Annotated in this window: 18 protein-coding genes and 1 riboswitch; of the genes, 12 read left to right on the plus strand and 6 right to left on the minus strand. The window is 32.2% G+C overall.

Annotation, left to right across the window (positions count from 1 at the left end; all coding sequences use genetic code 11):
• The first annotated feature begins 169 nt into the window (after positions 1–169).
• Positions 170–619, plus strand: a complete 450-nt coding sequence (locus ACN0WI_RS01630) for a hypothetical protein (RefSeq protein ID WP_417884862.1) — start codon at positions 170–172, stop codon at positions 617–619.
• 67 nt (positions 620–686) lie between these two features.
• Here ACN0WI_RS01630 and ahcY read toward each other — a convergent pair whose 3' ends face one another.
• On the minus strand, positions 687–2,003 hold the full coding sequence (ahcY, locus tag ACN0WI_RS01635; protein ID WP_417884864.1) for an adenosylhomocysteinase: 1,317 nt from the start codon (positions 2,001–2,003) through the stop codon (positions 687–689).
• 64 nt (positions 2,004–2,067) lie between these two features.
• Here ahcY and ACN0WI_RS01640 point away from each other — a divergent pair, with 64 nt between their 5' ends.
• Both ACN0WI_RS01640 and ACN0WI_RS01645 read left to right on the plus strand, forming a co-directional pair.
• Positions 2,068–2,700 (plus strand): 4'-phosphopantetheinyl transferase family protein, encoded by a 633-nt coding sequence (locus tag ACN0WI_RS01640; RefSeq protein ID WP_417884865.1) that lies wholly within the window; start codon positions 2,068–2,070, stop codon positions 2,698–2,700.
• A 6-nt stretch (positions 2,701–2,706) separates the two neighbouring features.
• Positions 2,707–3,414: a geranylgeranylglyceryl/heptaprenylglyceryl phosphate synthase gene (locus ACN0WI_RS01645; protein ID WP_417884866.1), complete on the plus strand. Its 708-nt coding sequence runs from the start codon at positions 2,707–2,709 to the stop codon at positions 3,412–3,414.
• Positions 3,415–3,605: 191 nt separating this feature from the next.
• Here ACN0WI_RS01645 and ACN0WI_RS01650 read toward each other — a convergent pair whose 3' ends face one another.
• Positions 3,606–4,493: an SDR family oxidoreductase gene (locus ACN0WI_RS01650; RefSeq protein ID WP_417884867.1), complete on the minus strand. Its 888-nt coding sequence runs from the start codon at positions 4,491–4,493 to the stop codon at positions 3,606–3,608.
• A gap of 138 nt (positions 4,494–4,631) precedes the next feature.
• Between ACN0WI_RS01650 and ACN0WI_RS01655 the strand changes: the two genes are divergently transcribed.
• The gene (locus tag ACN0WI_RS01655) at positions 4,632–4,991 is read left to right on the plus strand and encodes a winged helix-turn-helix transcriptional regulator (protein WP_417884868.1); all 360 of its coding nucleotides are present in this window, start codon (positions 4,632–4,634) and stop codon (positions 4,989–4,991) included.
• A 15-nt stretch (positions 4,992–5,006) separates the two neighbouring features.
• Here ACN0WI_RS01655 and ACN0WI_RS01660 read toward each other — a convergent pair whose 3' ends face one another.
• A complete protein-coding gene (locus ACN0WI_RS01660) occupies positions 5,007–5,723 on the minus strand; it encodes a hypothetical protein (protein ID WP_417884869.1) in 717 nt (238 codons plus the stop codon).
• 5 nt (positions 5,724–5,728) lie between these two features.
• Positions 5,729–6,109, minus strand: a complete 381-nt coding sequence (locus ACN0WI_RS01665; protein WP_417884870.1) for a hypothetical protein — start codon at positions 6,107–6,109, stop codon at positions 5,729–5,731.
• A gap of 272 nt (positions 6,110–6,381) precedes the next feature.
• On the opposite strand from ACN0WI_RS01665, the gene pnuC reads away from it, so the two are divergent.
• From pnuC to ACN0WI_RS01690, 5 genes are all read left to right on the plus strand, one after another.
• A complete protein-coding gene (pnuC, locus tag ACN0WI_RS01670; RefSeq protein ID WP_417884871.1) occupies positions 6,382–7,011 on the plus strand; it encodes a nicotinamide riboside transporter PnuC in 630 nt (209 codons plus the stop codon).
• A 391-nt stretch (positions 7,012–7,402) separates the two neighbouring features.
• On the plus strand, positions 7,403–8,935 hold the full coding sequence (locus tag ACN0WI_RS01675; protein ID WP_417884872.1) for a DUF4301 family protein: 1,533 nt from the start codon (positions 7,403–7,405) through the stop codon (positions 8,933–8,935).
• Between the two features lie 9 nt (positions 8,936–8,944).
• Positions 8,945–9,346 (plus strand): alternative ribosome rescue aminoacyl-tRNA hydrolase ArfB, encoded by a 402-nt coding sequence (gene arfB, locus ACN0WI_RS01680; protein ID WP_417884873.1) that lies wholly within the window; start codon positions 8,945–8,947, stop codon positions 9,344–9,346.
• A 398-nt stretch (positions 9,347–9,744) separates the two neighbouring features.
• Positions 9,745–10,083 carry a hypothetical protein gene (locus ACN0WI_RS01685; protein ID WP_417884874.1) on the plus strand — a complete coding sequence of 113 codons (339 nt, stop codon included), beginning with the start codon at positions 9,745–9,747 and terminating at the stop codon, positions 10,081–10,083.
• Between the two features lie 261 nt (positions 10,084–10,344).
• A complete protein-coding gene (locus ACN0WI_RS01690; protein WP_417884875.1) occupies positions 10,345–11,700 on the plus strand; it encodes a sigma-54-dependent transcriptional regulator in 1,356 nt (451 codons plus the stop codon).
• On the opposite strand, the gene ACN0WI_RS01695 is transcribed toward ACN0WI_RS01690, so the two are convergent.
• Positions 11,690–14,131 (minus strand): ATP-binding protein, encoded by a 2,442-nt coding sequence (locus ACN0WI_RS01695; protein ID WP_417884876.1) that lies wholly within the window; start codon positions 14,129–14,131, stop codon positions 11,690–11,692. The genes ACN0WI_RS01690 and ACN0WI_RS01695 overlap by 11 nt on opposite strands.
• An 86-nt stretch (positions 14,132–14,217) precedes the next feature.
• Positions 14,218–14,308, plus strand: a riboswitch (TPP riboswitch).
• Between the two features lie 115 nt (positions 14,309–14,423).
• On the opposite strand from ACN0WI_RS01695, the gene ACN0WI_RS01700 reads away from it, so the two are divergent.
• From ACN0WI_RS01700 to ACN0WI_RS01710, 3 genes are all read left to right on the plus strand, one after another.
• Entirely contained in the window at positions 14,424–16,763 is a 2,340-nt protein-coding gene (locus ACN0WI_RS01700) for a TonB-dependent receptor (RefSeq protein ID WP_417884877.1), read from the plus strand.
• Between the two features lie 152 nt (positions 16,764–16,915).
• Entirely contained in the window at positions 16,916–17,680 is a 765-nt protein-coding gene (locus ACN0WI_RS01705) for an SDR family NAD(P)-dependent oxidoreductase (protein WP_417884878.1), read from the plus strand.
• Positions 17,681–17,773: 93 nt separating this feature from the next.
• Complete coding sequence (locus ACN0WI_RS01710; protein ID WP_417884879.1) at positions 17,774–18,676, plus strand: helix-turn-helix domain-containing protein; 903 nt, start codon at positions 17,774–17,776, stop codon at positions 18,674–18,676.
• Here ACN0WI_RS01710 and ACN0WI_RS01715 read toward each other — a convergent pair.
• Entirely contained in the window at positions 18,673–19,101 is a 429-nt protein-coding gene (locus tag ACN0WI_RS01715; protein ID WP_417884880.1) for a hypothetical protein, read from the minus strand. The genes ACN0WI_RS01710 and ACN0WI_RS01715 overlap by 4 nt on opposite strands.
• Positions 19,102–19,240 lie beyond the last annotated feature (139 nt).

Raw genomic sequence — 19,240 nt, forward strand, 5'->3', positions numbered from 1 at the left:
GTCTGTAGCGTGTTGATGTTTATCTATTATTGGAATAATATGCGTATCCTAAAATCTACGATTAATTGTATTTCCTTAAGCATTATTCTTTATGATTAAAAAGAAGGATATAATATTATGAATGCAACCTTTTGCCCTTTTCCGTATCTAATTACAAACCAATTAATTCATGAAAAATAGTTTAGCTATTATTCTAGGGATATTTTCACTGTTTTTAATCTCTTGTGATAGTGATAATGATAAAGAAGAAATAGTTGTGCGGAAATTCTCATTTACTGATTTTCCTCAGGAGTGGAAATTAGTTGGAGTTCGATCTGCAATGATTCCTAATGCTGAGGTTGAAAAGGATTTAGATTATAATGAAAGTTATACCTTTTATGAAGATCATACTTTTCAGAAAAAATCGAATGTTGAAGGTGAAGTCCATATTGCTGAGGGTGTGTTTTCTATAAATGACAGTGAAATTATAATGCTAGAATATGGGGAAGAATCAAATTTAATAGCAAATTGTAGCAGCCGATCTAAAATAGAAAACCTCAATTTTTCGGAAGATCAGCTAGTGAATGGTAGTTGGGTAGCTTGCGACGGCCCATACTTATATTATAAAAGAATAGAGTAAAATTTACAGGTTTATTAAAAAATCCCGTTCAAATACTGAACGGGATTTTTTAATTTTTTTCTAGTTTCTAGTATCTGTAGTATTCAGGCTTAAATGGTCCTTCAACTTTAACACCAATATATTGAGCTTGATCTTCTCTTAATTTCGTTAATTCAACACCAATCTTTTCAAGGTGTAAAGCAGCCACTTTTTCATCTAAATGCTTAGGTAGCATATACACTTTGTTTTCGTACTTATCGGTATTATTCCAAAGTTCGATTTGTGCCAAGGTTTGGTTGGTGAAAGAGTTACTCATAACAAAACTTGGGTGACCGGTAGCACATCCTAAGTTCACCAAACGTCCTTCAGCAAGAAGAATGATATCTTTACCATCGATAGTGTACTTGTCTACCTGTGGTTTGATTTCATCTTTAGTTTCACCATAGTTGTTGTTTAACCAGGCAACATCAATTTCGTTATCAAAATGGCCAATATTACATACGATGGTTTTATCTTTCATTGCTAGGAAGTGCTCGCCACGAACGATATCTTTATTTCCTGTTGTAGTAATTACAATATCAGCTTTTTCAACTACAGTTTCAAGGCATTTTACTTCGAAACCATCCATTGCTGCTTGTAATGCACAAATAGGATCCACTTCAGTAACTGTAATAATAGCACCAGTTCCTTTAAAAGATTGTGCGGTTCCTTTACCAACATCTCCATAACCACAAACTACAACACGTTTACCAGCAAGCATAACATCGGTAGCACGACGAATAGCATCTACAGCACTCTCACGACATCCAAATTTATTATCAAATTTAGATTTGGTAACCGAGTCGTTTACGTTAATTGCAGGCATAGGAAGTGTTCCGTTTTTCATACGCTCATAAAGACGGTGCACGCCAGTTGTTGTTTCTTCAGAAAGGCCTTTTACGTCTTTTGCTAAATCAGGATATTTATCTAATACCATATTGGTTAAATCCCCACCATCATCAAGAATCATGTTTAATGGCTTGCGTTCTTCACCAAAGAAAAGTGTTTGTTCAATGCACCAATCAAATTCCTCTTCCGTCATTCCTTTCCATGCGTAAACAGGTATTCCAGCTTCAGCAATTGCAGCAGCAGCTTGATCTTGGGTAGAGAAAATATTACAAGAACTCCAAGTAACTTCAGCACCAAGAGCTTTAAGTGTTTCAATAAGAACAGCAGTTTGTATCGTCATGTGTAAACAACCTGCAATGCGAGCACCTTTAAGCGGTTGTTCTTCTTTATATTCTTCACGAAGCGCCATTAATCCCGGCATTTCAGCTTCGGCTAGTTCAATCTCTTTACGCCCCCATGCAGCAAGGGAAATATCTTTTACTTTATACGCCGTATAAGGCACTGTGTTCGTAGACATATTATTATATTTGATTATTCTGTAATTTAATAGCGCAAAAGTAATTAATATTTAATAAACGGGCATGCCTCTTTTCAAAACAATAACACCGCGACAGGGAACTAAAGTATTCATTTGGAAGGTAGAAGAATCTTTTGAATGGCTTAGCAAAGGCATAAAATTAACCAATCATTGTGAAAGAAGAGTTGCAGGTATGAAATCTGAAATTCATCGTCGTGGTTTTATGAGTATTCGGCATTTAATGGCTGAAGCCGGGTATGTAGATCAGGATCTGTGGTACGATGAATTGGGAAAACCACACCTAAGCGACGGGCAATATATTTCGATCAGCCATTCTTTTAATTTTACCGGAATTATTGTTAGCGATCAGCCGGTAGGAATTGATATTGAAAAACAGCGCGATAAAATATTGAAAATAGCTAATAAATTCACTCCTCTTAAGGAATATCATACATTAGCTAATGAAGAAGCGATTATTCGTAAGCTCACTATTGTTTGGGGTGCTAAAGAGTCTATCTATAAAGTGCATGCGCAGCCCGGATTAGGTTTTTTACAACATATTAATATTAAAGATTTTGATTTTGAGGATGCCATTACTTACGGAACTGTTACTTTTGAAGGTAGAAAAACTGAGTATAAATTGGAGTTTTTAGAGTTTGAAGACTTTACCTGCGTTTATACTTTCTTGATAAATTAAGAATTGATGCCTAAAATTTTAGATGCTATTGTAAAAGCATCCAAAAGCAATAAAAAATTGCTTGCCGTTTTGATTGATCCCGAAAAATTTTCTGAGGAAAAGTATGTGGCTTTTTTTCAGAATTTACCTGAATCGACTACGCATATTTTTATAGGTGGTAGCACGGGGAATACAAATCAGACTGAAATTTGTGTTGATTTTGTAAAAGCCAAAACCAAATTACCGGTAATCCTTTTTCCGGGAGATAAAAGCCAGATAACTAAAAAAGCAGATGGTATTTTGTTATTAAGTTTATTGTCTGGTAGAAACCCTGAATATCTTATAGAACAACATATAAAAGCAGTGCCTAAATTGTTGAACGCCAGTTTGGAAATTATTCCCACTGGCTATTTACTATTAGACGGTGGAACTCAAAGTGCTGTAGCAAAAGTAAGCCAAACAAAGCCAATCTCTCAAAAGGATATTCCATTAATTACCCATACTGCGATTGCCGGGGAAATGATGGGAAAAAAATTGCTTTATTTAGAAGCGGGTAGTGGAGCGATTGTACCTGTATCTGAAGAAATTATTGCTGAGGTAAAAAAAGACCTGAATATTCCGTTAATTGTAGGTGGCGGAATTCGAAATTCAAGTCAATTGCAAAAAGCCTTTGAAGCAGGAGCTGATTTGGTAGTTATAGGAACAGCTTTTGAAAATGATGAATTTGAAGATTAAGAAGTAGTTAGTATTGAGTAGTTCTAAATTAGAAGATTAGACTGTAGAAAGGAGGTAGAATTTTGAATTGTTGTAAAGCAAAACCTGGATTCAGAACATAAGGATCAAGAGAATTTAAATTCTAAGTTTAATAAAAAAACGCCATCCTCTTCTGTAGAGAGAAAAGGATAACGTCATTTCAACTTCATCTACTATGCGTAAACTTCAGTTAAAAACTGTTGCATAGTTTTTGTTTTTCGACCAAGAATTTTTTCTAGATCGGTAGTATCAAAATCAAATTCATTATTAGCAATACCTTGGCTAAACATGCTAAGCATGCCAACAATTTCAGTTGGTAAACCAACTTCTTTCATTTGTGCTTCGAATTCATCTACAGAAGGAGAAACATAAGCAATCTCTTCACCTAATATTTTGGTTAAAATTTCACTAACTTGTTGGTAGGAAATTTTTTCATTTCCATTAAATTCATAAATCTTATTGATATGTTCTTTAGGTGAAATCAACATTTTAGCTTCTGCATCCGCAAAATCTTCTCTGGGAACATAGGCAACTTTTCCGTCTTCTGTAGGAAGGTAAATAGATTTAGTTTTTAAAAGCTGTTCTTTATCGCCAATAAACATAGGTACAACATCGCTATACAAATTATGGCGTAAAATGGTATACTGTAAACCGGAATCAATAATAGTTTGTTCAGTTTTTAGATGACTGTTAACAACAGGAGCTAGCGGCGCATCAGTAGATTCTGTTTTTTTTACAGTACTGGTATAAAATATATGTTTAACAGTATTTGCTTTAGCTGCTTCAACCACGTTTTTATGTTGTTCTAATCGGGCGCTCAAATCACTTCCGGAAATTAAATAAACTTGCTCTATATTTTTAAAAGCTTCCTGTAATTTTTCTAAGTTATTATAATCGGCTACTCTAACATCTAAACCTTTAGATTGGTATTCTTTTACAATGTCTTTTTCAGTGTTTCTAACTAAAACGGCAATCTTATCTGTTTCCACGTTTTGTAGTAAGTTCTTAACAACAAGCTGACCTAAACTTCCGGTTGCTCCGGTAATCAATGTCTTTTTCATTTCAATTTTATTTAATTACTAATAGATATTTAGTTACTTTTGGTAAGTAAATATAACTAAAGAGAAAGGAATAATCAAGAAGTTTCAGATTCGGAATTTAGTTACTAATCAGTAACTAATATTGAAAATCAATATATTATGTTTAAAAAAAATGAAATAAATTATACAGACACAGAAAATTGTCCGGTGCGTAATATCTTAGATCGGTTTGGAGATAAGTGGTCTACATTAGTGATTCTGATATTAGGAGAGCAGGAAATATTGCGTTTTAATGAACTTCAGAAAAAAATTGGGACTATTTCTCAGAAAATGCTGACTGTAACTTTAAAGAAATTAGAGTCAGACGGATTAATTTCCCGAAAGGTGTATCCGCAAATACCACCAAAAGTGGAGTATGCTTTAACTGAGCTTGGTTTAAGTTTATTACCGAAATTGACTAGTTTGGTACAGTGGGCTAATGAAAACATGAGTGAGATAAATAGTAATCGTGCTAAATAAACCCTAATTCGGTAATTATTTTAAATAATCTAATTGTGAGGGTTCTCCTACTAAGTTTTGGTAGGTATTTAAAGATACCTCAAAATATTTATTTTGTATTTTTAAAATAGGGTTTTGCTCATAATGTTCAGGTAGTAAAAAGTGAATAGTGTTTTTATCTATTTTCCTTGCCACGAAAGTATATTGAGGGTTTATCTGGCTTGTAAATCGTATTAATTCTCGTTTAATATTGGTTTGAAGTTGTTTTTCTTGGTGATCTCCTGTAACTGTTATTTTATGACTAGTAGAGATGCACACATAGCGATTAATATTTCTAAGCATCCGAATATCTTGCTCATCAAAAATGTAAGCATCAGTTTGGGTATGCTGAGTCCACTCTTTTTGTAGAGTGGGATATTTAAAATGTCCTTTCCAACTATCAATTTTTAAAATGAAATAGGTTTCATTATTGTGAGAAATACTTTGCAAGGTTATATTATTAAAATTTTGATAACTCATAGCCATTTTTACTGTTTGGCTGAGTGATTTTTCTTTAATAAAATTAAGGTTAGGAATATAGTTATCTCTGTTAATCCATGAGTCTTTATCTTTATTATATATCCATCCTGTGGCCTTTTCTATTATTTTCTTTGGTGAAGAAAAGGGTTTTGTAGGTAATGAAGATTGACCTACGATAATGTTTATGTTGAAAACGTGTACTAGAAGAAAGAGTACAACAATTTTAGATTTCATACGATTTAGTAATTAGAGTTATGGTTTTCTGAAAAGAATTGGAACGATTTTTCTAAATTTTTAATACTATCAAATAATTTTTTTTGATTACTAAGTATAGATTCGATCATTACATAAATTTCCGGATAATTTTTATTTGTAAGTTGTGGTGAATAATCTATAGGGCAATTTTTTGTATTTTCAAGCATGCTGCCTTCATTTGTGAGTAACCATTTTAGATTGTATTTTGGGAAAGCGCGAGAGAAATTAGCAATTACTTCAGCACTTGGATAACTGTTTCTTTTTTTTAGCATATTTAAATATCCACTAGATTTTAACAATTTTCGTTCGAACTCTGCTTTATTCATTCCTTCTCTTTTCCTTATGATTTCTAAACGTTCAATCATGATGCAGGGCTAAGTTGAATTTTTTAAAAAAAATACTCACAATTGTTTGTATTATTAGATAATTGTTTGTAATCTTGTGTATAAGACTATAAATATAGTTTTTCTAGTGTTAAACACAAAAGGGTGTTCCTTATTGTGCTTGTTTCCTTTTATATTTTTTGAATGACGGTTTAGGATGCTATTTTCTATTTTTAGCATAAATCAAATTGTTTCTTTACTATAATTTATCTTATTTTTGATATAAATATATTCCATGTTTTACAGAAATATTTATGGATCAAATTTCTGATTTTTTTCTAAACTATTATAGAGACTCCTCATTACTTAATATTGTTCTAGAAACCATAGTGTTTATTTTTGGTATTTTGAGTGTCTACTATTCAAAAAAAGAAAATATACTGGTTTATCCTACAGGTTTAGTGGCTACAATAATTACGGTTTACTTATTGTTCAAAGCTGAGTATTATGGGGATATGATGATGAATTTCTACTATTCTGTAATGAGTATATATGGTTGGATTAACTGGGCTAGAAAGAAAGATGGTGAGCCAATAGTGCCAATCTCTAGAACAAATTCAAAAGAGAAAATAATTGGGTTCGGATTATTCATACTTACTATGCTAGTAACATTTGCTGTTTATAAGGCATTTGGCAGAGAGATTGAAACCGCAAATTATATTGATATTTTTACTTCAGGAGTCTTTTTTACTGCAATGTGGTATATGGCTATAAAAAAGTTAGAAAACTGGACCCTTTGGATTTTTGCAGATTTAATTACAGTTCCGTTGTATGCATACAGAGGTTTAGGCGTGTTAGCGTTACAATATGTTATTTTTACAGTTATGGCAATTCAGGGATATATTGTTTGGAAAAAGAGTCTCAATCAAGGCCACGTAAACTAATAAATGGATTTTATCCGGTATTAAAATTTTAGTGTCAATTATTTAAAATCGAACAAAATCGAAAGTATAGCAAGTTTTAGGTAGTTGCTGGTCAACCAAATTTTTACTTAAAAAATGGCTTAATTAAATTACAATAATGAATAATTTATATTTTTAGAGTTATTTAGTTAAAGGCTGTTTTTAAGATTATTACGGTTTTATATGCATAGCTAAAATTATTAAATATGCGTTAAATACCCCTAGCTATCTCTATATTTTAACGTATATTCACATATATTCGGTTTCTAAAAATCAGAAAATTATTTTTAGGAAATTCAAGTAAGTCTATTTTCTTAAAAAGATTTAAATAAAATACCAATAATTAACCAACCAATTAAAACAAACCACCAACGTGAAATTTAACGAATCAGACATTTTACAAATTCAGGAAAAGGGTTTAACCAAAGAAGAAGTTGAACGTCAAATACAAATTTTTAAAAGAGGGAATATAAAAGTAGATATTCAAGAAGCAGCAACGCTTTCTAATGGAATTTCTGCTATTTCTGATGAACAACGTACAGATTATATTCGCGATTTCGAACATAAAAAAGATGAGCTAGATCTTTTAAAATTCGTGCCGGCATCTGGTGCTGCAACAAGAATGTTTAAAGCATTACATAATTTTGTATTCGAATTCGATCCAAAATCGGAAGATTTACGTGAATATTTAGATAAAAAGGGAGATGCTAGTTTACAGCTATTTTTCAATAATATTGAGCAACTTCCTTTTTACGATGCAGCAATGAAAGCTTCAAAAGAAGATTATTCAGATTTTGATAATTTAAGTAACGATGAGCAAAAAAAGATATTTGCTGAAAATGTACTTTATTCTAAAGGGCTTGGGTTAAGTGATCTTCCTAAAGGTTTAGTTCCTTTTCACAATTATGATGGGACAATAGTAACTGCTTTTGAAGAGCATTTGTACGAAGCCGCAAATTATGCTAATAGTAATGGTATAGTAAAATCTCATTTTACAGTTGGGCAAGGCGACAAAGAAAAATTTGAAGCTGAATTTGATAAAATTAAAAATAGAGTTGAAGAAAAAACAGTTCTTAAATTTGATATTTCTTATTCTTATCAAGACCCAAAAACTGATACTATTGCTGTAGATGATGAGAATGCTCCTTTTAGAACAGAAGAAGGGAAAATGTTCTTCCGTCCTGGAGGGCACGGTGCTTTAATCGATAATCTAAATCAGCAAGATGCCGATTTAATTTTTATAAAAAATATAGATAACGTAGTAACTTGGGCTAACTTAGGTGACGTTGTAGATTACAAAAAAATGTTAGCCGGTAAATTGATTGAGCTTAGAGCGAAAAGCTTTAACTTAATTGAAAAATTAGGAAATAACCCGTCTGAAGAAGTTAATAAAGAAGCTATAAACTTTTTGAAAAAAGAGTTATTCGTAAAATCAGTTTCCGAATCTGAGTCAGCTGCTGAACTAATTGAAAAATTAGATAGACCTTTACGTATTTGTGGAATGGTTAAAAATGAAGGAGAACCAGGAGGAGGCCCTTTCCTAGTAAAGGATGAAGAAGGAGAAATTTCATTGCAAATTATTGAAGGAGCACAAATTGATGACGATAACCCTGAGCAAGTAAAAATTGTTCAAGAATCGACTCATTTTAATCCGGTAGATATTGTTTGTAGCATTAAAACTCCTAAAGGAGATACATATAATTTAAATGATTATGTAGATCCTAATATGAGTTTTATAGCTAATAAAACCAAAGACGGAAAACCATTAAAAGCTTTAGAACGTCCCGGATTATGGAATGGTGCAATGGCAAAATGGAATACCGTTTTTGTGGAAGTTCCTGTAACTACATTCAATCCTGTTAAAACAGTATCCGATTTACTGAAAGATAGCCATCAGCCGTCTTAAAAAGTAAACATGAGTAATAAAGAAGAACTAATAAAAGAACTCGATTTTAGAGCCGTTAAAAGTAGTGGTCCGGGAGGGCAACATGTAAATAAAACAGCTTCTAAAGTCGAGTTATATTTTGATATAAATGCATCTGATGCTTTAAATGAGATTCAGAAATCAAGAATTCAACATAAATTTCCTACACGTATTACTAAAGAGAATGTGCTTGTTCTACAAAATAGTAATTCCAGAAGTCAGCATAAAAATAAAGAGATTGTCACTAAACAATTTTTAGAGATGATCGAGATTGGAATTAGACCACCAAAAATTCGTAAAAAAACGAAGCCTAGTAAAATGGCCAAATTAAAACGATTAAAAGAAAAGAAGAGGCTGTCTGAAAAAAAACAAAATAGAAAAAAACCTTTATAGTTTTGTGTAAAATTTCTACATTTTTAAAAGGTTTCTACATTTTTCTCTACACCTATCTTTTTGGATATTTCTTAGTTTTCTAGTTTAATTTGCTGTTTTATAGTTTTTTATGTTTGTTTTTGGTACATGTTTATGTACTGGCATAATTTTGAATGATTTAAATAGTGTTAGGGTTATTGAAAGATTTTGAATAACTAACGCAACAGACTGCTAGGCTGTTGTATAATTTAGATTTTCGGATTAAGAAGAGGCTGTGGTGGCCTCTTTTTTTATTTATTTTTATGATTAATGTATTGATTTTCAATTTTTTAATTTGTTTTTGAATTATTGGGCACAATTATTTCTATAAATAAAGTATAAAAGTAGGCTATCAGTTATTCAACTAAAAAAAAACATATATGAAAAAGACAATTTTATCAACTTTATCAACACTTACTATCACCGCTTTATTTTTTGCAACTCAAACAATTAGTGCTCAAGAGCCTGTTGAAAAAAAGCAAGATACAATTAGCCAGAATCAAGAAATAGAGGAAGGTTTTTCTGAGATTGAAGTAATTGCACTGCCTCAAGCTATAAAAGATGCAGTAATGATTGATTTTAGTGCTATTGCATCAAAGGCATGGGTAAATCATACGGGTGATAAGAAAGTATATAAATTAAGCATTCAAACAAGCGGAGATCCTAAAATTGTGTATGCAGATAAAGAAGGAAATTGGATAAAGAAAGAAGATATTTAATAAATACTATATCCGATATAAAAAGAGACCAACTTTTCGGAGCTATTTTTAAAATAAACTGTAGATTTCTAAAAACACTACTACTAACTAACCAAAATTTTCTAGAAAGATATAGTATAATTACTAATAGCAAAATGGAAATTAGATTTTAATTATATTCGTAAAAAAAGACAGAGGCTTATAAAGCCTCTTTTTTTATATTTAATTTAAAGTAATTGCTATTTAGTTTTCTAAATTTGTATTCTGTTTTAAAAATAAATTATGCCGAAAGTTCTGATTGTTGAAGATGATGTTCCATTTGGAACGATGTTAAAAACATTTTTAGCTAAAAGAGGTTATACTACTAAAGTATGTTTTTCCGGAAACGATGCTTTACAAGAAATTGATAACGAATCCTATAATTTAGTTTTAACAGATGTCCGACTTCCCGATATCGATGGTCTTCAAATATTAAAACAAGTAAAACTTAAAGACTCGGCTACACAAGTGGTAGTAATGACGAATTACGCCGAAATAAGTATGGCAGTAAAGGCAATGAAAGATGGAGCCTTTGATTACGTAAGTAAACCATTCCGGCCAGAATCAATATTACAAACGATTGAGAACGCTCTAGAGCAGAGGGAAGTTGCTAAACAAGAAATACCTTTTAAAAAACAGGCTGAAGAAAAACCTTCAAAAAGCGATAAACCTAATTCTGCATTTATAAAAGGAGTGAGCGATGCTTCTCGAAAATTGAACGATTATATCGAGTTGGTAGCACCTACCAATATGTCGGTTTTAATTACCGGGGAAAGTGGCACCGGTAAAGAGCATGTTGCCAAAAGTATCCATAAGCAAAGCAAACGTAAAGATGCACCATTTATAGCAGTAGATTGTGGTGCAATTCCTAAAGAGATAGCTTCTAGTGAATTTTTTGGACATATTAAAGGTTCATTCACCGGAGCTATAAATGATAAAGTTGGGCATTTTAAAGCAGCAAATGGAGGAACTTTATTTTTAGATGAAATAGGAAATCTTAGTTACGAACTGCAAGTGCAGTTATTACGAGCTTTACAAGAGCGAAGGATAAAACCGGTAGGGAGTAATAATGAGATTGAAGTCGATATTAGAGTGGTAACAGCTACTAATGAAGATTTGGCACAAGCGGTGAAAAAAGGAGATTTTCGAGAGGATTTGTACCATCGATTAAACGAATTTTCTATAAAAGTTCCGGCTCTTAAAGACCGAAAAGAAGATTTAATGCTTTTTGCAGATCATTTTTTAGAAGAAGCAAATGTAGATCTCGAAAAAGAAGTAGTCGGTTTTACCGATCCTGCAATTCAAGCCTTCAAAAACTACTCTTGGCCAGGAAATTTAAGAGAACTAAAAAATATGGTTAAAAGGGCTGTATTGCTTACACAAAGCGACCTTATTCCTATGAAAGTGCTTCCGCACGAAATTGCTACTGCTGAAAAAAGTGATGATGATTATGGGCTTTTCAAAAATAAAAATGAAGAAAAACTCATTTTGGAAGCTTTAGAAAAAACAGGAGGCAACAAAAGTAAAGCAGCCAGAATACTCTCTATAGACCGAAAAACCCTGTATAATAAATTAAAACAGTACGATATTAAGCTTTAATTTCTTGATTTAAAAGTTCAAGAAGTTGTTTAAAATCAGCAGTCAGTTTTTCAAATTCCGACTGACTAATACTATTATTATGTTCTAATTTTTCTAGTGGTTGTATTAGAGCATTAGCTTGCATTTGTTTTAGCATAGGAAGCATTTTATGAGCAATTTGTGATAAATCTTTATGATCACCAGCTTCCCAAAACGCTTCTAATTTTTTTATATTTTCTTTTGTACTTTCTATAAATGAAGCTAAAATAGAAAACATCGCTTCCGTGTCTTCTCCTGAAAATAAATAAATATCATCAAGATTATATAATGAGTTTGATTTGTGAATTTTTATTTCCGAATTTTCATTATTCTTAACGGTATCAGGTTGCTTGATAGCTAAAACATCACAAATTTTATTAAGTAGGTTGGTAGGTTTAAAAGGCTTGGTAAGTTTAGCAGAAAAACCGGTTTGTATGTAGGTAGTTTCTTCCATATCGGTACGCCCGGAAAGTGCAATAATAGGTATTTTTTGTAAAGAAGGAATTTTTCGTACAGCGTTTATGAACTGAAATCCGTCCATCACCGGCATTTGAATATCGGTAAGAACTAAATCAAAATTACCTTTGCTTAATTTTTCTAAACCTTCTTTACCATTTTCTGCCGTTTCAAATAGTATATTTTTACTTTTTAAAAATTCTAAAGTTAGTGATAGTTGTGAGGGTTCATCATCGATTACTAAAACATGAATATTAGAAAGATCTAAATTAGTTACTTCCCGGCTTTTTTCTGTAGTAGCTTCAATAGATTTAGAAGCCAATTTTTTTACAGGAATGCTTACAGAAAATTCACTTCCTTTTCCCTGTTCGCTTTTAAGTGAAATATGTCCATTTAATAAGCTTGTTAGGCTTCTAGTTATGGTTAAACCTAATCCGCTTCCGCCATATTTTTTTTCAATACTATTATCTTCTTGGCTAAATTCTTCAAAAATAATTTCTTGTTTTTCTTTAGAAATACCAATTCCAGTATCAGTAACCTTTATTAAAAGTTGATATATATTTTCGTTTTGATGCAATACAGAAATACTAACTATAATTGATCCTTTTTCGGTAAATTTATAAGCATTGGTAATAAGGTTGGCGATAATCTGCTTAATCCTAAATGGGTCGCTTAAAAATTGATTTTCGGTTTCTGGTGAGGCATCAATACGGATTTCTAACTTTCTATTTGTTGTAGCCGGAATATTATTGTAAACAGTATCAGTAATTAATTCTTTAGGAGTAAAAGGAAGTTCTTCTATAACCATTTTACCAGCTTCTAATTTGGAAAGATCCAATAAATCGTTAACTAGTCGTAATATAAAGTCAGAGGATTTGGTAATATGTTCTAGATAATGTTGCTGTTTGGTGGCAAGTTTTGTTTTTTTTAGCAAATCTGAATAGCCGATAACTGTATTTAAAGGTGACCGTAAATCGTGTGTAATGGTTGCCATAAATTGTTCTCTTCGTTTTAAGAGTGTTTCTGCAAAATTTTTGGCTTTTTCTAATTCAATTCGGTATTGTTGGCTGCGGCGAACATCTTTAATAATTAGAATTAGAAATAATAAAATAAAAACAACACAAATCACACCTGAAATTAGCATAATAAAAACAGTATCTTCTAAGGTGTTTTGGGCTTTATTGGTTCGTATAAAAGCTGCTTTTCGTTCTTCAGCTTCAATATTTGCTAAAATTTTTCGAAGTTGTTGGTTTAAAACCATATCGTTATTTAGCAAAGCATTTTCTTTCTCTAGAACGTTATTCCTAAATTTTTTATTAGCATACTGTAATTCATGTAATACTTTTTTTACAGAATTTACAAGGGAATCTGCTGTTTGATTGGTAAGCGATTTAGCATTATCTGCTTTTGCGTATTCTAACCATTTTATTAAAACACGACGTTGATGGGGTTTTAAGTCGGTGAAACGCCCTTCGTAAGAATTATTGGTAATAAAGGTCTCATTTACGCGTTTTAGTTGGCGCATTACTTGTTGATATATGTCGGTATTTCGATCTTTTTCCCGTAAATCAACTAAAGCTTTAAGGTTTTCCGTTTTTAAGTCTAGTAGTTTATAAATACTATCTAGTTCTTTATGTACCGTATCGTTTTCATAATACTTTTTGTCTAAAACAGCTAGATTTTTCCTTATAGTATCTAATTGGTCATAATACGATTCAAAATCTTCAGGAGTTCCTGTTTGTATTAATTTGCGACTAACATTTTCTGTTTCATATAAATCACTGGTAATATCGCTGACTAAAAATAATTGCGCATTATTATTATTGTTATTTTTAGCCATATTGCTAAAAATAATTACTCGTGTATAAATAATCCATACAGCCACGCCTACTAAGGCAGCAATTATAAAGTAGCCTGTAATAACTTTTATAGTTATAGAGCGCTTTGTGTTTTCCATAATTTGGAATAATTATTCAAAAATACAGGAATTAAATCAATTCAAATAAATAGAATTTTTTAAAAAAGCGTAGTACATTTGTTACCAATCTCAAAAAGGGGTGCCAATAATTGGCTGAGATTATACCCAAAGAACCTGGGCAGGTAATGCTGCCAAGGGATAGTGTTTTTTAACACGGTAAAACTCCTGAATATGATCCAAATTGAAATTGGAGAAATTCAGGAGTTTTTTTGAAACTTATTAAACTATACTAACAGAATAATGACCCCTTTTATTCGTAAAAATTTTACGGATGAAACAAGTATTACTCAGTTTTAGTCTATTTTTTCTAGCTACATCAGTATGGGCACAACAGTACAAACTTTCCGGAACAGTTACTCGAGAAGGCAAGCCTTTGTCGAACGCATCGGTTTATGTAGAAAAAGCTTCTTCAGGAACACAAACAAATGAATTTGGTAGTTATGAATTGTTGTTAGAAAAAGGAGTTTACAAAGTCGAATTTCTACATGGAAACCGAAAAACAATACAAGTAGACCTTAATTCCGATAAAACTTTAAATGTAGATTTAAGCGGTCTAGAAGAAGTTTTAGGAGAGGTATTTTTACAGTCGGTTCGAGTTAATGCAGAATCGCCAATTACGTATAGTGAATTAAGTAATGAAGAGATTGCCGATAGAAACCTAGGGCAAGATATTCCTACTTTAATGAATTATATGCCCAATGTAGTTACAACATCAGATGCTGGAGCAGGAGTCGGCTATAGCGGAATTCGAGTTCGAGGTAGCGATGCAACTCGTATTAATGTTACAATAAACGGCATTCCATACAACGATTCGGAAAGTCAGGGCACGTTTTGGGTTAATTTAGGAGATTTCGCTTCTTCCGTTCAGAACTTACAATTACAACGTGGCGTAGGTACTTCTACAAATGGAGCTGGAGCTTTTGGAGCTAGCCTAAATATATTAACCGATAATTTCAAGAAAGATCCTTATGCAGAAATAGCTAATACTTATGGCTCTTACAATACTCACAAGCATACGGTGAAATTTAGTACAGGATTGTTTAACGATCATTTTGAATTTAAAGGGAGAGCCTCTAAAATTGAAAGTGATGGCTATGTAGATAGAGCTTCAACCGAGTTAAAATCGTATTTTTTACAAGGAACTTATAAAGATGATAAAACCATAATTAAAGCGATAACATTTGGGGGCACAGAACAAACCTATATGGCTTGGAACGGGATCGATAAAGAAACCTTAGAAACTAATCGAACCTATAACTCGGCAGGAAGATATGTAGATGAAGATGGAAATGTTCAGTTTTACGATAACCAAACCGACAATTATAAACAAGATCATTATCAATTATTATGGAATCAGACTTATACTGAAAATTGGTCTTCAAACATTGCTTTGCACTATACAAAAGGTAAGGGATACTATGAGCAATACCATGAAGGAGCTACATTGAACGATTATAAATTACAAAATTTTATTTTTGAAGGCGAAGAAGTAACCAAGTCGGATTTAGTAGATCAGCAATCACTAGATAACGATTTTTATGGTACCGTATTTAGTTTGAAGTATGAAAACTCAAAATTTGATGCAACCATTGGTGGTGGATTTAATCAATATAAAGGCGATCATTTTGGAGAGGTGATTTATACAAAATTCGCTATGAATAAAGCTCCAGAGGAACGGTATTATTTTAGCGATGCTACTAAAAATGATTTTAATATTTACGGAAAAGTGAACTTTTCAATTGTAGAGAATCTAGCCGGATATGTAGATTTACAGTTGCGTACTATCAGTTACAAAACCGAAGGAATATTAGATAATGGATCGCCTATTGATGTGGACGATAATTTTGAATTTTTTAATCCAAAATTTGGAGTAAACTATAAGTTAAATTCAGAAAACCGATTGTATGCTTCGTATGCAAGAGCAAATCGTGAGCCAAACCGAAGTGATTATAAAAATGGAAATCCAAATTCAGAAAAATTAAACGATTGGGAGCTAGGTTGGCGTCATAATTCAGAATCATTAAAACTGAATGCTAATTTGTACTATATGGATTATCGCGATCAATTAGTACTAACCGGAGCTATAGATAATGTAGGATCTTTTGTAAGAGCAAATAGTGGAAATAGTTATCGATTAGGTTTAGAAGTAGATGCTACTATCCCAATTACTAGTCAATTAAGTATTCGTCCAAATATTTCGTTAAGCCGAAATAAAAATAAAGATTTTAAATCTACTCAAAATGAAGAATTGGTAAATTATGGGGATACCGATATTTCTTTTTCTCCGAAAATTGTTGCCGGTAATATTATAGGCTATACCCCAACTAAAGGGCTTGAGCTTAAATTGCTTTCTAAATATATAGGGAAGCAGTACATGACAAACTTTGAGTTGGAAACCTCACAATTAGATGATTATTTTGTTACTGATTTTAATATTCAATATACTTGGGATTCCGCTCCAATATTTAAAGAAGTAGTGTTTACCGGATTAGTAAATAATATTTTTGATGCAGAATATGTATCCAATGGCTATTACGATCCAAAATGGGGAACCTATTATTATCCGCAAGCCACTATAAACTTTTTAACAGGTATTACTTTACGATTTTAATTCTGTTTGATTTCTTTTAGTTCTAGTGCCTGAAATTCGATAGAATTTTCAGGCATTTTTTTGTGTTTGAAATTTACCATTTTTGGTTTGATCGCTTCTAACCATTACTCTCCTTCTAAGGTAACTTTGTATTAAGTGAAAAATTGAAAATCATGGATATACAACGAAAAATTGCATTGATTACCGGAGGAAGTCGAGGTTTAGGAAAAGACATGGCGCTAAAAACAGCCGCTAAAGGGCTAGATATAATTTTAACCTATAGAAGTAAAAAAGAAGAAGCCGAAAAGGTAGTTGCTATAATTAAAGAAAATGGCCAACATGCGGTGGCTCTTCAACTAAATACTGCTAAGGTTAGTGGTTTCAAAAGCTTTAAGACTACACTTCAGGAAATTTTAGAATCTGAGTATAATGCTGAAAAAATCGATTTTCTGGTAAATAATGCCGGAATTGGTATAAACGAGCCTTTTGCTGAAACTTCCGAAGAAACCTTCGATAGATTGATGAATATTCATTTAAAAGGAGTTTTCTTCTTAACACAAACCTTATTACCATTCTTAAATGAAAATGGTGGAATTGTAAATATATCTTCCGGCTTAGCTCGATTTACCATGCCAGGTTATAGTGCTTATGGGGCCATGAAAGGAGCTGTAGAATCGCTTACTCGGTACCAAGCTAAAGAATTAGGCAAGTTTGGGATACGAGCTAATGCCGTAGCTCCCGGAGCAATTGAAACTGATTTTGGTGGCGGCTTAGTGCGAGACAACGATAAGGTGAATAATCAGGTAAAGCAGGCAATATCGTTAAACCGTGTAGGGCAAGCCGACGATATTGGTGGAGTAGTAGCATTTTTATGTACCGAAGATGCTAAGTGGATAAATGCACAACGTATTGAAGTTTCAGGTGGACAAAATATTTAATCTGCTTATTATTCGCATAATGCGAAAAAGAATTCCGAAGTCTATAAACTGCGGAATTCTCTTTTTATTATTCATATTTATATCTTTATACTAATGGAAAAGACAATTACTCTAGAAGAATTTTACCGAAAAAAGCTAGGGGTATTACCCAGCGATATTCTAAAAAAAACTGGTCAATTTAATGTTTTTCGGTTGCAAGATTATTTTGGGTCTTCTAGGGAAATGCCGTATAGCCGGAAAGATTACTATAAAATAAGCTTAATTTCCGGAGCTAATACAGTGCATTATGCCGATAAAACACTCGAAGTAGAAAATAACATGCTTTTAGTAGCAAATCCTCAAATACCCTATAATTGGGAACCACTTTCCGAAGATAAAACCGGTGCTTTTTGTGTTTTTACTGAAGATTTTATGAGTGGATTTGGAAATTTCAAAGAATATCCAATCTTTCAAAGCAGTGGCACGCCTATTCTTTCTTTAAATGATGCTGAATTTCAACAAATATTGGTTATTTACGAAAAGATGTTTTCAGAAATAAATTCAGCGTACAATTATAAATATGATTTGCTACGGAATATCGTTTTTGAATTAATTCATGCAGCCTTAAAGTTACAACCGGCAGAACTTCGGAAGCAAGCCAAAACAGAATCGAATGCAACAGAGAGAATCACTTCATTGTTTTTAGAATTGTTAGAACGTCAATTTCCTATCGAAAATCCAGTTCAGCAACTAAAACTTAAGAGTCCGGGGGATTTTGCTAATCAGTTAAATATTCATCCTAATTATTTAAATCGAGTTTTAAAAGAAGTGACAGGTAAAACAACTTCAAAAATTATAAGTGAACGAATAGCTCAAGAAGCTCGGGCATTATTAAAACACACAAATTGGAATATTGTTGAAATTTCTTGGTGCTTAGGATTTGAAGATCCGTCGTACTTTATCAAATTCTTTAAAAAAGAATCGTACAAAACTCCGGGAACTTTTAGAAATGCTTAATTGTAAATCCTTAAAATATTTCCGTTTTTTTCTACCCGATAGGGCTTTAGAGAATAGTTACCTTCTCCTTTAGTTAGTTCGCCGGTAATAATACTATATTCGTTACCGCAGCTTGATATGGCAGTTAGTCCTTCAACTCGCATTGGGTCGCAATCGGAGGGAAGGTGGTTTGGATCTGCCAGTTCAAAAGCTATATATTGTTGGTTGTTAATATTATAAATAACAATACCTAAAATGCCAACTCCTTCTTGGTAAGTGGTATAGCTATTGCCCTGAAATTTAAGTTGGTTGTATTCTGCAAAATCCATATTCGCGTTAAAATTAAAACTAACGTCAATTAAATTTGGGTTTTTTGTGTAATTATTATCCGAAGAACAGCTTATAAATAAGCTTATAACAGTAAGTAGACGAAAAATAGGCTTCATTTAAAAAATCTTTTTTTAGCAATTGTAAATTTGCTATATTTGTTAGAATAAGTCCCAAAGTTATTGGGATTTTTTTATTAAAACTATCTAATGAACATGCAATTTATTTTAAAAACAACATATTGTATACGTTAATCCT

The organism is Zunongwangia sp. (assembly GCF_048269745.1).
GTDB lineage: Bacteria > Bacteroidota > Bacteroidia > Flavobacteriales > Flavobacteriaceae > Zunongwangia.